The organism is Streptomyces sp. NPDC006207 (assembly GCF_040613835.1).
GTDB lineage: Bacteria > Actinomycetota > Actinomycetes > Streptomycetales > Streptomycetaceae > Actinacidiphila.
Genome location: NZ_JBEXSX010000022.1, coordinates 77,180 through 90,047 on the forward strand (window position 1 = coordinate 77,180; position 12,868 = coordinate 90,047).

General features: G+C 72.5%; 18 protein-coding genes. 3 read left to right on the plus strand and 15 right to left on the minus strand.

All coding sequences use genetic code 11. The features are described from left to right. Positions 1 to 158 precede the first annotated feature (158 nt). Positions 159 to 584 (plus strand): D-aminoacyl-tRNA deacylase, encoded by a 426-nt coding sequence (gene dtd, locus ABZ312_RS19575; protein ID WP_500438310.1) that lies wholly within the window; start codon positions 159 to 161, stop codon positions 582 to 584. Between the two features lie 10 nt (positions 585 to 594). On the opposite strand, the gene ygfZ is transcribed toward dtd, so the two are convergent. From ygfZ to ABZ312_RS19610, 7 genes are all read right to left on the minus strand, one after another. Then, positions 595 to 1,575, minus strand: a complete 981-nt coding sequence (gene ygfZ / locus ABZ312_RS19580) for a CAF17-like 4Fe-4S cluster assembly/insertion protein YgfZ (protein ID WP_500330768.1) — start codon at positions 1,573 to 1,575, stop codon at positions 595 to 597. 10 nt (positions 1,576 to 1,585) lie between these two features. Next, positions 1,586 to 2,038 carry a Fur family transcriptional regulator gene (locus ABZ312_RS19585; RefSeq protein WP_500330766.1) on the minus strand — a complete coding sequence of 151 codons (453 nt, stop codon included), beginning with the start codon at positions 2,036 to 2,038 and terminating at the stop codon, positions 1,586 to 1,588. 79 nt (positions 2,039 to 2,117) lie between these two features. Continuing rightward, complete coding sequence (locus ABZ312_RS19590; protein WP_500330764.1) at positions 2,118 to 2,681, minus strand: heme-binding beta-barrel domain-containing protein; 564 nt, start codon at positions 2,679 to 2,681, stop codon at positions 2,118 to 2,120. Positions 2,682 to 2,926: 245 nt separating this feature from the next. Continuing rightward, a complete protein-coding gene (locus tag ABZ312_RS19595) occupies positions 2,927 to 3,997 on the minus strand; it encodes a hypothetical protein (RefSeq protein WP_500438312.1) in 1,071 nt (356 codons plus the stop codon). Continuing rightward, positions 3,994 to 4,920: a hypothetical protein gene (locus ABZ312_RS19600; protein ID WP_500358916.1), complete on the minus strand. Its 927-nt coding sequence runs from the start codon at positions 4,918 to 4,920 to the stop codon at positions 3,994 to 3,996. Before ABZ312_RS19600 ends, ABZ312_RS19595 begins: the two co-directional genes overlap by 4 nt. Further along, positions 4,917 to 5,711 (minus strand): hypothetical protein, encoded by a 795-nt coding sequence (locus tag ABZ312_RS19605; RefSeq protein ID WP_500358915.1) that lies wholly within the window; start codon positions 5,709 to 5,711, stop codon positions 4,917 to 4,919. The genes ABZ312_RS19600 and ABZ312_RS19605 overlap by 4 nt, the downstream gene beginning before the upstream one ends. A 73-nt stretch (positions 5,712 to 5,784) precedes the next feature. After that, positions 5,785 to 6,273, minus strand: a complete 489-nt coding sequence (locus ABZ312_RS19610) for a hypothetical protein (protein WP_500358914.1) — start codon at positions 6,271 to 6,273, stop codon at positions 5,785 to 5,787. A gap of 385 nt (positions 6,274 to 6,658) precedes the next feature. Here ABZ312_RS19610 and ABZ312_RS19615 point away from each other — a divergent pair, with 385 nt between their 5' ends. Then, entirely contained in the window at positions 6,659 to 7,021 is a 363-nt protein-coding gene (locus tag ABZ312_RS19615) for a DsrE family protein (RefSeq protein ID WP_500358913.1), read from the plus strand. Between the two features lie 54 nt (positions 7,022 to 7,075). Here ABZ312_RS19615 and ABZ312_RS19620 read toward each other — a convergent pair whose 3' ends face one another. The 8 genes from ABZ312_RS19620 to ABZ312_RS19655 all read right to left on the minus strand — a co-directional run bounded on the left by ABZ312_RS19620 (position 7,076) and on the right by ABZ312_RS19655 (position 11,865). Further along, on the minus strand, positions 7,076 to 7,309 hold the full coding sequence (locus tag ABZ312_RS19620; protein WP_499516897.1) for a hypothetical protein: 234 nt from the start codon (positions 7,307 to 7,309) through the stop codon (positions 7,076 to 7,078). 122 nt (positions 7,310 to 7,431) lie between these two features. Next, positions 7,432 to 7,722, minus strand: a complete 291-nt coding sequence (locus tag ABZ312_RS19625) for a DUF1416 domain-containing protein (RefSeq protein ID WP_500330753.1) — start codon at positions 7,720 to 7,722, stop codon at positions 7,432 to 7,434. 34 nt (positions 7,723 to 7,756) lie between these two features. Beyond that, entirely contained in the window at positions 7,757 to 8,602 is an 846-nt protein-coding gene (locus ABZ312_RS19630; RefSeq protein ID WP_500330752.1) for a sulfurtransferase, read from the minus strand. Positions 8,603 to 8,748: 146 nt separating this feature from the next. Continuing rightward, positions 8,749 to 8,829 carry a putative leader peptide gene (locus tag ABZ312_RS19635; RefSeq protein WP_360910367.1) on the minus strand — a complete coding sequence of 27 codons (81 nt, stop codon included), beginning with the start codon at positions 8,827 to 8,829 and terminating at the stop codon, positions 8,749 to 8,751. Between the two features lie 160 nt (positions 8,830 to 8,989). Beyond that, positions 8,990 to 9,703, minus strand: coding sequence for an LmeA family phospholipid-binding protein (locus ABZ312_RS19640; protein ID WP_500330750.1), 714 nt, complete (start codon positions 9,701 to 9,703; stop codon positions 8,990 to 8,992). A gap of 57 nt (positions 9,704 to 9,760) precedes the next feature. Then, positions 9,761 to 10,642 carry a hypothetical protein gene (locus ABZ312_RS19645; RefSeq protein WP_500330748.1) on the minus strand — a complete coding sequence of 294 codons (882 nt, stop codon included), beginning with the start codon at positions 10,640 to 10,642 and terminating at the stop codon, positions 9,761 to 9,763. 4 nt (positions 10,643 to 10,646) lie between these two features. Continuing rightward, positions 10,647 to 10,910 carry a MoaD/ThiS family protein gene (locus ABZ312_RS19650; RefSeq protein ID WP_500330746.1) on the minus strand — a complete coding sequence of 88 codons (264 nt, stop codon included), beginning with the start codon at positions 10,908 to 10,910 and terminating at the stop codon, positions 10,647 to 10,649. A 112-nt stretch (positions 10,911 to 11,022) separates the two neighbouring features. Further along, positions 11,023 to 11,865 carry an alpha/beta hydrolase gene (locus tag ABZ312_RS19655; RefSeq protein ID WP_500330744.1) on the minus strand — a complete coding sequence of 281 codons (843 nt, stop codon included), beginning with the start codon at positions 11,863 to 11,865 and terminating at the stop codon, positions 11,023 to 11,025. Positions 11,866 to 12,043: 178 nt separating this feature from the next. On the opposite strand from ABZ312_RS19655, the gene ABZ312_RS19660 reads away from it, so the two are divergent. Then, the gene (locus ABZ312_RS19660; protein WP_500330742.1) at positions 12,044 to 12,805 is read left to right on the plus strand and encodes a response regulator transcription factor; all 762 of its coding nucleotides are present in this window, start codon (positions 12,044 to 12,046) and stop codon (positions 12,803 to 12,805) included. Positions 12,806 to 12,868 lie beyond the last annotated feature (63 nt).

Sequence of the window (12,868 nt, forward strand, 5' to 3'; positions counted from 1 at the left end):
CTCGTCCCCCACGTCGGGCAGATCTCGATCGTGCCACCGAGTAACTGCGTCGCGCAGGCACCTGCACCCGAACGGCGGCTCCGGACAGTTGTGCGTGAGTCCAAGCGGGCGTACGGCCCGGGTGCCGCGCGCCCCCACCGACCCGGGACAATGGCGACATGCGTGCGGTGGCCCAGCGGGTGAGCGAAGCGAGTGTCGTGGTGGACGGCGAGACGGTCGGCGAGATCGTCGGTCCCGGCCTGTGCGTGCTGGTGGGGGTGACGCACGACGACACCGCGGAGAAGGCGGCCCAGCTGGCGCGGAAGCTGTGGGGGCTGCGCATCCTGCCCGGGGAGAAGTCCTGCTCGGACATCGCCGCGCCGCTGCTCGTGATCTCCCAGTTCACCCTCTACGGTGACGCCCGCAAGGGGCGCCGCCCCACCTGGAACGCGGCGGCGCCCGGGCCGGTCGCCGAGCCGCTGGTGGACGAAGTGGTGGCACACCTGCGGGCGCTGGGTGCGCACGTGGAGACGGGCCGCTTCGGAGCGGAGATGAAGGTCTCGCTCACGAACGACGGCCCGTTCACGGTCGTGCTGGAGATGTGAGGCGCGTCCCTCAGGGCTCGACGACCGTCTCCTGGTTCGCCGCCGTCCCGTCCGCGAGCAGCACCGCGTCCACCGGGGTGTTGCGCTTGATCACGGCGAGGGCGATCGGGCCGAGTTCCCAGTGCCGGGCGGAGGAGGTGACGGTGCCGACCGGGCGGCCGTCCGGTCCGTCCGCGGCGAGCCGTACGGGCGCGCCGTGGCCGGGCAGCTTGACCTCGCTGCCGTCCAGGTGGAGGAAGACCAGGCGGCGCGGCGGCCGGCCGAGGTTGTGCACCCGGGCGACGGTCTCCTGGCCGCGGTAGCAGCCCTTGTCCAGGTGGACGGCGGTGTCCAGCCAGCCCAGCTCGTGCGGGATGGTGCGGTGGTCGGTCTCCAGACCGAGCCGCGGCCGGTGCCCTTCGATCCGCAGGGCCTCCAGGGCCAGCACGCCGACGGGGGTGCCGACCTGCCGGGCGAAGGCCTCCAGTTCGCCGCGCGGCACGAACACGTCGCGGCCGTAGGGGACCTCGCGCACCGGCCAGTCCCCGGGGACGGCGGCGATGCTGCCCGCCGGCAGGTGCACGACGGCGTATTCGCCGGTCCGGTCCGAGACGTCGACCTGGTAGAAGAACTTCATGCTCTCCAGATACGCGATCAGCTCGGCCTGCGTGCCGGGCTCGACGTGCATCCAGGTGGCCGTGCCGTCGTCGACGAGGTAGAGGGCGTGCTCGATGTGGCCGTGGGCGGAGAGGACCAGCGCCTCGGTGGCCCGGCCGGGCGGGAGGTCGCTGACGTGCTGGGTGAGCAGCAGGTGGAGCCACGCGAGGCGGTCCTGGCCGGTGACGGCGACGACGCCACGGTGGGAGAGGTCGACGAATCCGTTGCCGTCCGCCAGGGCGCGCTGCTCGCGGAAGAGGTCTCCGTAGTGCGCGGCGACTCCCTCGTCGGGGCCTTCCGCGGGAACGGCGCCGGGGAGCGACAGCAGGGGACTGGTCGTTGTTTGTCGCTGCATGCCCACCAGCCTACGTCCGGTTACTTGAACCCTCAGGCGTTCGGGGCCTCCCCGCGCAGTCCGCGCACCGGCCGAAGATCGCGAAGTGCTTCATGTCGGTCTCGAAGCCGTACGTCTCGCGCAGCCGCGCGGTCAGCGGCTCGGCGACGGACACGTCGGCCTCGATGACCGACTCGCAGTCCCGGCAGACCAGGTGCATGTGGTGGTGCCGGTCGGCGAGGTGGTAGGTGGGAGCGCCGTGCCCGAGGTGGGCGTGGCTGACCAGGCCCAGTTCCTCCAGGAGCTCCAGGGTGCGGTAGACCGTGGAGATGTTGACGCCCGAGGCGGTCCTGCGCACCTCGGTCAGGATGTCGTCCGGCGTCGCGTGCTCCAGCGTGTCGACCGCCTCCAGGACAAGCTGCCGCTGCGGCGTCAGCCGGTAGCCGCGCTGCCTCAGGTCGCTCTTCCAGTCCGTGGTGACCACGAGGACAGTCTAGGCAAGGGAAAGGGGGATCACGGAGTCGTGATCCCCCTCGGGGGTCGCGCGGGGCCCGCGGGGCGGCTCAGCGGAAGAAGGCGATGCCGTCGTCCGGGAGGTCCTTGAGGTCCTTCGCCCACTCGCTGGGGTTGACGACCTTCTTCAGGTGCGCCGACATGTAGGGGCGCAGCGGCACCTCGGGGGTGGCCTTCTCGCCCACCCACATCAGGTCGCTCTTGACGTAGCCGTACAGGCGCTTGCCGCCGCTGTACGGGGGCGCGTCGCCGAGCCGGGCCACGGCGTCGGTGACCAGGTCGATCTGCGGCTTGCCCTCGGCGAGCTCGCCGTACCAGATCTCGATCACGCCGTCGTCGCGGGTCATGGTGATCTCGACCTTGCGGTCCTCGTCGATCCGCCAGAAGCCCGACTCGCTCTCCAGCGGCTTCACCGGCTTGCCCTCGGCGTCCAGCACCCAGGACTTGGAGGTGTACTCCAGGAACGGCCGCCCGTCGTGGCTGAAGATCACTTCCTGCCCGAAGTTGCACTTCTCGGCGCCGGGGAAGTCGAAGACGCCCGCGCCCTCCCAGGTGCCCAGGAGGAAGGCGAGCGGGACCAGGTCGGGATGCAGGTCGGAGGGGATCTCGATCATGTTCAGCGCTGTCCCTGGTAGAGCTTCTTCACGGCCAGAGCGGAGAACGCGATGACGCCAAGGCAGACCAGGACGAGCAGGGTGTCGAAGAAGAACTCAATGGCGCTCACGAGCGTGCTCCTCGGGCAGGCGCGGACGGTCGGCGGCCCGGTGGGCCAGCTACGAGTCTAGTGGGCGGGTGCGGGCGCGGCCGCGTGAGGTCCGCCCCACGCGCCGCGCCCGCCCCCGATGTCCCGGTGCCCTCGTCAGCCGAGCAGCTGCGCCTGCAGCAGCACGGCCTGGTGGAACGGGACGGCCGGCTGGGTCCCGGCCTTGGAGAGCACGACCATGGCCACGACGTCGCCGGACTGGACGTAGCCGTACCGGACGTGCTCGGCGCCGCGCGGCTTGTCCTCGTCGTAGAGGGACAGGTGCAGGTCGGAGTCGTCGAGCGACGTCGAATCCCAGTCCGTGTCGTAGTCGGCCGCCTCGGCCTTGGCGAGGGTGCCGTCGTCGATGAGCGCGTCCTTGACGTCGCTCGAGTACCCCCAGGTCGCGAACTGCAGCAGGTAGACCTCCGCGCGGGTGCCGTCGCCCATGGTCCAGGCGCGGGCGGCGACGTGCCGGAGGGTGTTCTGCTCGAGCTTCCCGGTCAGCTTCTTGCGGTCGTCCTCGCGGAAGACCTCCAGGAAGTCGCGGGTCGGCAGCCACCCCGTGGCGCCCGGGAAGGTCTTGTCGACCTTGGCCCCGGCGGGCGCCGGCAGCAGCAGGGTGCGGATGTCCGCGTAGTGCCGGCGGGGCGGGTTGTGGTCCCCGTCCAGCGGCCGGGGCGCCCCGGCCGGCAGCTTGGGCAGCTTCAGGGCGGGGTAGGTCCACCGGCCGTCGTCCGGGGTCCGCAGACCCGGGATCTCGGTCCGCTCGGGCTGCGTGACGGCGTACGCCGCGGCCCCGCCGAGGGCCGCGAACGCCACGACGGCGGCGGTCCACCGCACGGCGGCGCGCAGCCCCCTGCGCTCCCGCAGCCGCTTCCGCGGGCGGGGTGCGGCAGGCTCCGCGGAGACCACCTCGGAGACCGCCTCGGCGGGCACGGGCTCCACCGGGGCGTCCGCCGCGGAGGTGGCGTCCACCGGCGAGGGCTGCACCGGGGCGTTCTCCGTCGACGCGGGCTCCGTCGTGGCTTCGGCGACGACGGGCCCGGCGGCCTCCGCAGGCACGGCCTCCGCCGCGTCGTCCCCGGAGGGAGCCGCCGCGGGGGCGGCGTCCGTGAGGGTCTCCTCCGCCGGGGCGGCGGCCTGCGCGGGGATCGTCACGTCGTCGCTCTGGGTCTGCTCGGTCATGCGGCCTCTCCCGGGTCCTGTACGCGGTCGAGCTGCTGCTTGAACAGATCCGCGGCGTCGTCCTTCTTCAGCGGCGAGGCGCCCGAGACGGACATGCGGATGGTCAGGTCGCCCTCGGTCGCCTCGCAGATCATGGCGTCGAGCTTCGCGCCGGGCTTCTTGGGCGGCAGGACGCAGCGCGCCTTGGCGTGGCCCTCGATCTTCGGCCCGTTCCTGAAGACTCCGAGCGCCTTGGTGAACTCGGTGAAGAACTCGGTGCCGGCGCGCGCCGCGCGCTTGTTCTTCATCTGGACGATCTGCGTCTCGAAGACGGCCTCGCCCGACACCTCGCGGTACGTCCGCAGACCCACGCCCTGGATGTGCAGCCCCGCCACGGCCTTGTGCAGACGGTCCCGCTGCTTCTTCGGCAGCCCGGCGAGGTCGCCCTCGAAGACGGCCACGGCCTCCTTGCCGGTGAACTCCGCGTCGTTGCCGTACTCGCCGACGTCCGGGCCCGGCAGGTACGCATCGGGCACGGGCAGCAGCAGCTTGCCGAGCGCGCCGTAGTGGCTGCCGCCGGACTGGCTGCCGTACTCGCCGGTCTTCTTCGGCTCGGGGGCCTTCCAGGTCCGCGGGCTCGCCTGCTTGCCGTCGTCCTTCTGGTGCTGCAGCACGGCGACGCCGATGCCACCGCCCGCGACGACGGCGACCAGCGCGGCCGCGATGCCCAGGGCGAGGCCACGGCGGCCGCGGCGGGGCGCGGGGGCGGCCTCCGGCCCGGTGGTCCCGTCCGCGGGCGGAAGCCCGGCGAGCGGTGCCGGCTGGGCCTCGGGCCCGGCCGACTGGCCCTCCGGCTGGTCCGGCTGCGGCTCGGGCCGGGCCGCCGGGGCCTCGGGCTGCGGCTGCTGCGGCTCCGCCGGGACAGGGGTGTTCTCGTCGCTCACAGCCGCTCCCACTGCCGCTCGGCCAGGGACATGATGGTGGACTTCTTGATCGGCCGGTCCGAGTGCACCCAGATGTCCATCATGACCGTGCCCTTGCGGGCCAGGGCGCGCGCCGTGTACATGGGCAGGTAGCCCGCCTTCGTCCAGGGCTTGGAGTACACCCACGCCCTGCCGTCGAAGGCGCCGGGGATGGCCGTCCCCTTGTTGCCCGCGTACTTCTTCCCGGCCATGTAGCCCTGCTGACCCGCGAGCATCTCGTCGGTGTAGGTGTCCGCCTCGTCGCGGAACTGGATCAGGTGGACCTCGGTGGTGACGGACGTGGCGTAGCCACCGGTCCGCCAGATGGAGACGGCCGCCCTCCGGAAGTCGTTGCTGTTCAGCTCGCTGAACATGCTGTCCGGTTCCTCGTAGGTGTCGGCGTAGTCGTACAGCGAGAGCCAGTGGTCCTCGCCGAACGTGCCGTCGAGGTCCTTGGCGCCCTTCGGCTTCTTCACCAGCAGCTTGCGCAGGTCCCCGTCGTACTTGGGCAGCGTGTCCTCGGCCGCCGCGAGCGGCTTCGCCGCGGGGGCGGCGCCCTTGGGCTGCGGGAGCTTCGGCTGGGCGAGCGGGGGGAGCGGCGTCTCGGGGCGGTCGTACTGGATCTGGTACCCGGCGCCGGCGCCCGCGAGGACGCCGAGGACCGCCGCGCAGGCGATCAGCAGGGTGGTCCGGCCACGTCTGCGCGGCGGGCGGACGGGGGGCCCGTCCGGAACAGGGGCGTCCTGTTCCGGTACGGGGGTGTCCTGGGACAAAGGGTTCTCCACTGGTGTGTCCGTGGTTGGGTGCGGCCGGCGCGCGGGCCGGCCGGTGACTTCGGTGTGCGGCTCAGCGGCCGGTCTTCAGGCGCCGGTACTGCTGGTCGAGGAGCCGGGCGAGCAGGGCCTTGCCGGGGGTCTTCGCCCCGGTGACCGAGAGGGTGACGTGCACGTCGCCCTGGTGGGACAGGACGATCACCGAGCCGGTGCTCTCGGCGGAGGAGGACGACAGCCGGTAGGCCTTGGCGGGGCTGCCCGACGCGGGGAGCGTGAGCCGCGTGCCCTGGTAGTAGAAGGCGTTGTAGTAGCCGGTGGCGGAGCCGGCGCTCGCGAAGCGGACGAGCTGCGCGGAGACCTCGTACTCGCCGTCGCCGGTGAGGTAGGTCCGCTGGGCCGCCGCCTTGAAACCGTAGGTGGCCAGGGCCTGCTTCACCTCGGCGGAGTCGGCGACCTCGGAACGGGAGAGCTCGGTGCCCTCCTCGTCGCCGTAGACCTCGGCGTCCGCCGGCGGGACGAGCAGGAAGTAGCGCAGGTCGCCGCGGTGCTTCCCGTCGTCCACGGAGCCCTTGAGGGTGCCGGCGGGCGAGGGCGTCGCTGTCGCTCGGCGGCTCGGGGACGCCGTCGGGGACGGCGTCGCGGGGTCCGCCGTCTCCGGACCCCGGCTGCTCGGCTCGGCCCCGCCCGGCGACGCGGACGCGGACGACGACGAAGAGGAGCCGAACGCCACGACGGCCCCCGCAGTCAATGTCGCGAGCACAACAAGTCCGACGATCGTGGCGATCACGACGCCGGTACGCGAATCGGTACGCGCTTCCACAAGCCCCCCCGGGCAGAAATCCGCGGCCGGCGCGCTGATCGCACCTACGCGGCGAACGCATTATGCCGAGCGCTGGTAAACGCTCCCAGTGTTTTTCCTGTGAGACGGGCCAGCCTAGGGTATGACCATGGCGAAGAAGCTCGTGATCAAGGTAACCGCAGGTGCGGACGCTCCCGAACGCTGCTCCCAGGCGTTCACGGTGGCGGCGGTGGCGGTCGCCAGCGGCGTCGAGGTGTCGCTCTGGCTGACCGGCGAGTCCTCGTGGTTCGCGCTGCCGGGACGGGCCGCGGAGTTCGAGCTGCCGCACGCCGCGCCGCTGCCCGAGCTGATCGAGGGGATCCTGGCGGGCGGCCGGATCACGCTGTGCACGCAGTGCGCGGCGCGCCGGGACATCACGGAGAAGGACGTGCTGGAGGGCATCCGGATCGCCGGTGCGCAGGTCTTCGTCAGCGAGGCCATGGCCGACGGCACGCAGGCGCTCGTCTACTGAGCCGCCGGGCCGGGTGGAACGCGGCGGGGCGCGCGGGCGCGGCTCCCCCGGGCGTCAGCGCTGGTCGCGGTGGTCGTCGCGGCGGTCCAGCTCGCGCCACCACTCGTCGGACTTGGGGTCGCCGGTCTCGTCCCACCAGTGTTCGTCCGGGCCCCTGCGGTTGGCCACGACGGCGGCGATCGGCGGGATGACCATGGCCACCACGCACATCCCGACGGCCACCGGCACCGACCACAGGCGCACGAGGCTCCACGCCAGGACGAAGAGCAGCACGCAACTGCCCATCATGGCGTAATACCAGCGACGACGCCGCCTCGTGGACACCCTTCCACGGTACGACCCGAAGGGCCGCACTCCCACTCGGTGGCCCGGTGGGATTGCGGCCCTTCTCCGTCCGCGCGGTCGCCGGGTCAGACGGCGATGGCGACCTCGGTGAGGTCGCCCTGCCGGGCCACGACGGAACGGTCCACCGTCGCGCCCGGCACGAGGGCGCGCAGCGTCCACGAGCCCGGGGCCGCGAAGAAGCGGAACTGGCCGGTCGCCGAGGTCGGGACCTCGGCCGTGAACTCGCCGCCGCCGTCCAGCAGCCGGACGTAGCCGGTCACCGGCTCGCCGTCGCGGGTCACGGAACCCTGGATGATCGTCTCGGTCGCCACGTCGATGCCGGCCAGGTCCGGGCCGCCGGTCTTCGCTCCACACATGGTGCTGTTCCTCCGGGTCGGGGGTCTGGGGGGCTTACTTGGCGGCGCCGAGCTCGATCGGCACGCCGACGAGGGAGCCGTACTCGGTCCAGGAACCGTCGTAGTTCTTGACGTTGGGCTGGCCGAGCAGCTCGTGCAGCACGAACCAGGTGTGCGCGGAGCGCTCGCCGATGCGGCAGTAGGCGATGGTGTCCCTGGCCAGGTCCACGCCCTCGCCCTCGTACAGCTCCTTCAGCTCGTCGTCCGACTTGAAGGTGCCGTCGTCGTTGGCCGACTTCGACCACGGGATGTTGCGGGCGGTCGGGACGTGGCCCGGGCGCTGCGACTGCTCCTGCGGCAGGTGCGCCGGGGCGAGCAGCTTGCCGGAGAACTCGTCGGGCGAGCGGACGTCGACGAGGTTGAGGCTGCCGATGGCGGCGATCACGTCGTCGCGGAAGGCGCGGATCGAGGCGTCCTGGGCCTGGGCCGTGTACTGCGTGGCCGGGCGGACGGGCACCTCGGAGCCGTCGACCAGGTCGCGGGAGTCCAGCTCCCACTTCTTGCGGCCGCCGTCGAGGAGCTTGACGTCCTGGTGGCCGTAGAGCTTGAAGTACCAGTAGGCGTAGGACGCGAACCAGTTGTTGTTGCCGCCGTAGAGCACGACGGTGTCGTCGTTGGCGATGCCCTTCTCCGACAGCAGCTTCTCGAAGCCGGCCTGGTCGACGAAGTCACGGCGCACCGGGTCCTGGAGGTCGGTCTTCCAGTCGATCCGGACGGCGTTCTTGATGTGGTTCTTGTCGTACGCCGACGTGTCCTCGTCGACCTCGACGATGACCACCTTCGGGTCGTCGATCCGGGCCTGGACCCAGTCGGCGTCCACCAGGACGTCACTGCGGCTCATTGCTGTTCTCCTCCGGGGCAGTTGCGGATGTCTCGGCGCACGGACGGGTGCGCACAGGTGCCGGGCTGCGCTGCACGGGCGCGTCGCGGCTTTTGCGCGGGGAAGGGCGGGGCCGCGTGCGGCGCCGGAAGACGGCGCGGGGGCCCCTACGGGATGCGACAGAGCATGGCGGCGACACGGCACAGGTCGACTGCCCGCCGCTTCGTGAGATCCGCCTGTCGCTTCATGGGCTCGATCGTAGGGAAGGGGACCGGCCGGTGTCACCGGCGGTCCGTATCCCGAGATAAGATTGTCCGTACTGCGAGATGAACATCAGGTGCCGGGCTGCCGCGCGGCCGCCCCGCCCCTGCCTGGTACCGCCCCGACTGCGGAGCGGACACCCTCGTCTCACTGGGCGAGAACGACCTTCTTGCCCGTCGCCGCGATGCTGATGCCGTCGGCGTTCACGCTCACCGACGTGAGCTCGATGCCCTCCGGCAGGCCCGACAGTTCGCGGGTGAAGTCGATCCGCTCGCGGACCAGCTCCTCCACGACCGGGGGAAGCGAGTCCAGGTCCGGTATCTTGCCCGCGCTCAGCTTGATGCTGTCCTTGCCGGCCAGGCTGATCCCGCTCACCACGCTGCGCTTGATCGAGCCGACCGGGGTGGAGACCTCGACCCCCACCTTGATCTGGCCCTTGCCGTCCGCCGAGGTGCCCCCGTAACCGATGGTCACGCCGCTCGGGGCGGCCTTGGCGAGGTCCTCGTAGCTGACGAGGGCGGTGCCCTCGGCGGTGTCGGCGACCGCGCTGCTGAAGCCGCTGCCCAGGTCCAGCCCGTGCAGGTCGGCCTGGAAGCGGGTGACGCGCAACGTCTGCCCGCCGGTGCCGGCGGCCTGCACGCCGTCCGCCGTCACCGCGACGTCGTCCAGCTTCTTGGCCAGCACCTGCGTGAGGAACGGGAAACCCTTGATGTCGATCCCCGGCGGGGAGGTCAGCCCCAGCGTGGTCTGCGCCCGGTCCGCCGCCTCGGACTCCGCGAAGTGCACGGCGATCCGGTCCGCCGCGACGAACAGGCCGCCGAGGAGCACGACGAGGACGAGCAGGACCTTCAGAGCACGCATGAGACAACCCCCGAGTCGGTGTTCGGACCGACCCTAGTCGGTGTGTCAGTCCATGTGTCAGCCCAGCAGTGCCCGGGCCATGACGTAGACGCCCGGCGCCGCGGCGGTCAGCGGCAGCGCCACACCCGCCGTGAAGTGGACGAACCGGGACGGGAAGTCGTAGCTGGCCACCCGCAGGCCGATCAGCGCGCACACCCCGGCGGCCAGCGCGACCAGGGCCGCGTCGGAGGTCTCCAGCTGTCCGAGCGCGATGCCGCTGCCAGTGGCGGCGGCGAGCGCCACGACCACGGAGACGACGCCGGGCAGCGGGATCGCCCGGGCGAGCGTCGCGACGGCGACCGCGATCACCGCGGTCACCACGGCGTCGGTGCCCCGCGGGACCGCCGTGGTCGCCAGGAACCCGGTGGCCAGGATCGTGATGAGCGTCGAGGCGGTGGTCGCGGTCAGCGAGGAGAGCCGCTCCTCGGGACTGCCGCGGTGGCGCAGCTGCAGGACGAGGACGAGCAGCAGCCAGACGCCGAGGGTGCCGACGATCACGGCCGGGGCGTTGTCCGCCCCGTCGATCAGCACCGCGGCCTCGGCGGTGACGCCCGCGAGGAAGGCCAGCACGATGCCCTGCCTCGCCGGCCACATGCCGTTCAGCCGGAACCAGCCGGCCGCGGTGACCGCCTGCAGCACCACGCCCGCGGCGGCGAGCGCGGGGCGGCCCAGCAGCGCCCCGCCGGCCAGCAGCAGCGCCAGGACGGCCGTGACGAGGGCGGGCTGCATGCCGGGGGCGATGATCGGCGAGCCGGTGCGGGACGCCTGCCGGCGCCGGGCGGCGCGGCCACCGTCCGGGGGCGGCTGCGGGGCGCCCCCGACGGGCGGGAGGACGGCGGTGGCGTCGTGCGCGGGCATCGCGCCCGCGCCGCGGTCGTACCAGTCGTGGTTGTCGGTCACGTGCTCATCCTCCCGCGAACGGCGGGAGCACCTCGACGGTGCCGCCGTCGGCCAGCCGCACCCCGGTGTGGTCCCGGGTGCCGACGGGGTTCCCGTCGACCAGGAACGAACAGTTCGCCAGTACGCGGGCGAACTCGGGGCGCGACGCGTGGCGCTCGCGCGCCGCGTCCAGCGCCTCGGCGAGGGTGCCCTCCCGGTACGGCTCCTCCGCGGCGCCGGCGGCAGCCTTGGCCGCGGCCCAGTACCGGATGGTTCCGTGTGCCGCCATAGCGGTCCTTCCGTTCGCCGTGCGGGTCGTGCCGCCGTCCATGATGGCGCAGCGATGGCGCCGCGAGGTGGCCGGGCCCGGGTGTGCGGGCCCGGGTGTGCGGGCCGCGGGGTCAGCCGGGCGTGCCAGTGGGGCGGACCCGTTCGGCCGCCCACACCGCGACGCGGTGCAGGAGGGCGGGCGCCGCGGCGTTCTCGGCGTGGCCGAATCCGGGCTCGATCCACAGCTCGGCTGCGTCGCCCGCGGCGTCGGCGAGGGAGAGCGGGTGGTCGAGCGGGAAGTAGCCGTCCCGGTCGCCGTGCACGATGAGCAGCGGGGTGGGCGCGATGGACCGCACCGCCTCGACCGGGGGCACGGGCACGGGGTCCCAGTCCTTGTCGTGGATGCGCGTGTGCAGCAGCCCCCGGGAGACCAGGCGTCCGGCGGGGCGGGTGATGGCCCAGTGGACCCGGCGCATCGGCGCCGTACCCCGGTAGTACCAGCGCGCGGGCGCACTCACCGAGACCACGGCGTCAACGTGCGCCCCATCGTGCGCCGGTTTGCGCCCCGCATGCCGCAGGACGACGGAACCGCCCATGGAGAAGCCCACCGAGGCCACCGCGGGGTGGCCCAGCCGCCGTGCCCAGCGCACCGCGGCGTCCAGGTCCCAGACCTCGCGGTCGCCGACCGTGGAGCGCCCGCCCGAGCGGCCGTGCCCCCGGAAGGAGAAGGTCACCACACCGCCGACGCCGTCCACCCGCGCGAAGATCTCCGCCGCGCGACGCACGGCCGGCCGCTCCAGGGCGCCGGTGAAGCCGTGCGCGACCACGATCGCGAGCCCTCCGGGCGTCGCTCCGGGCAGGTACGCGGCGTCGATCGGCACCCGGTCCTCGGCCGTCAGCACCGCTCGCAACCCACCGGAAATGATCGACGGGACACACGACCGCGCAACCGCGGACTCACTTACCGACTCCATGTGGGCTATTCTCTTGGGTCAAGAGGATCCGGGCAGCGTCGCCCCCGGGTCCTTTCGTGCTTTCCGGGCGACCGGAGCGCACACGTCGGCGGACGCACACGTCCTCGCAGGGACCGAGGAGGGTCGCAATGGGCAAGCGGAACACGCATGACCGGACGATGAACGATGGGAGCGGCCGGTGAGCTCTCTCCTCCTCCTGACCAACGCACTCCAGCCGTCCACCGAGGTGCTCCCCGCGCTCGGACTGCTGCTGCACAACGTACGGGTGGCCCCGGCCGAGGGCCCCGCGCTGGTGGACACCCCCGGCGCCGACGTGATCCTCATCGACGGCCGCCGCGACCTGCCGCAGGTCCGCTCGCTGTGCCAGCTGCTGCGCTCCACCGGACCCGGCTGCCCGCTGGTCCTGGTGGTCACCGAGGGCGGCCTGGCGGCCGTCACCGCGGACTGGGGCATCGACGACGTCCTGCTGGACACCGCGGGGCCCGCCGAGGTCGAGGCGCGGCTGCGGCTGGCGATGGGCCGGCAGCAGATCAGCGTCGACGACAGCCCGATGGAGATCCGCAACGGGGACCTGTCGGTCGACGAGGCCACGTACAGCGCGAAGCTCAAGGGCCGGGTCCTGGACCTGACCTTCAAGGAGTTCGAGCTGCTCAAGTACCTCGCGCAGCACCCGGGCCGGGTCTTCACCCGCGCCCAGCTCCTGCAGGAGGTCTGGGGCTACGACTACTTCGGCGGCACGCGCACCGTGGACGTGCACGTACGGCGGCTGCGCGCCAAGCTCGGTCCCGAGCACGAGTCCCTGATCGGCACCGTCCGCAACGTCGGCTACCGCTTCGTCACCCCGGAGAAGGGCGAGCGGACGGCGGAGGAGCCGGCGCCGTCGCCGGCCGAGGAGGCACCCGGGCAGGGGACGGCCGTCACCGCCTCCCGGAACGGCTGATCACGCGGTGGTCACGCCTGTGGACAGACGGTGGGACGCGCGGGTGTACCCGCGTAGACTCGG

What these genes read in the sequence shown, in the direction of transcription:
- ABZ312_RS19620 (WP_499516897.1), bottom strand. Translation starts at nt 7,309, where the DNA reads ATGATGGGCAGTTGCGTGCTGCTCTTCGTCCTGGCGTGGAGCCTCGTG.
- ABZ312_RS19615 (WP_500358913.1), top strand. Translation starts at nt 6,659, where the DNA reads ATGGCGAAGAAGCTCGTGATCAAGGTAACCGCAGGTGCGGACGCTCCC.
- ABZ312_RS19635 (WP_360910367.1), bottom strand. Translation starts at nt 8,829, where the DNA reads ATGAAGCGACAGGCGGATCTCACGAAGCGGCGGGCAGTCGACCTGTGC.
- ABZ312_RS19640 (WP_500330750.1), bottom strand. Translation starts at nt 9,703, where the DNA reads ATGCGTGCTCTGAAGGTCCTGCTCGTCCTCGTCGTGCTCCTCGGCGGC.
- ABZ312_RS19590 (WP_500330764.1), bottom strand. Translation starts at nt 2,681, where the DNA reads ATGATCGAGATCCCCTCCGACCTGCATCCCGACCTGGTCCCGCTCGCC.
- ygfZ (WP_500330768.1), bottom strand. Translation starts at nt 1,575, where the DNA reads ATGCAGCGACAAACAACGACCAGTCCCCTGCTGTCGCTCCCCGGCGCC.
- ABZ312_RS19630 (WP_500330752.1), bottom strand. Translation starts at nt 8,602, where the DNA reads ATGAGCCGCAGTGACGTCCTGGTGGACGCCGACTGGGTCCAGGCCCGG.
- dtd (WP_500438310.1), top strand. Translation starts at nt 159, where the DNA reads ATGCGTGCGGTGGCCCAGCGGGTGAGCGAAGCGAGTGTCGTGGTGGAC.
- ABZ312_RS19595 (WP_500438312.1), bottom strand. Translation starts at nt 3,997, where the DNA reads ATGACCGAGCAGACCCAGAGCGACGACGTGACGATCCCCGCGCAGGCC.
- ABZ312_RS19625 (WP_500330753.1), bottom strand. Translation starts at nt 7,722, where the DNA reads ATGTGTGGAGCGAAGACCGGCGGCCCGGACCTGGCCGGCATCGACGTG.
- ABZ312_RS19650 (WP_500330746.1), bottom strand. Translation starts at nt 10,910, where the DNA reads ATGGCGGCACACGGAACCATCCGGTACTGGGCCGCGGCCAAGGCTGCC.
- ABZ312_RS19655 (WP_500330744.1), bottom strand. Translation starts at nt 11,865, where the DNA reads ATGGAGTCGGTAAGTGAGTCCGCGGTTGCGCGGTCGTGTGTCCCGTCG.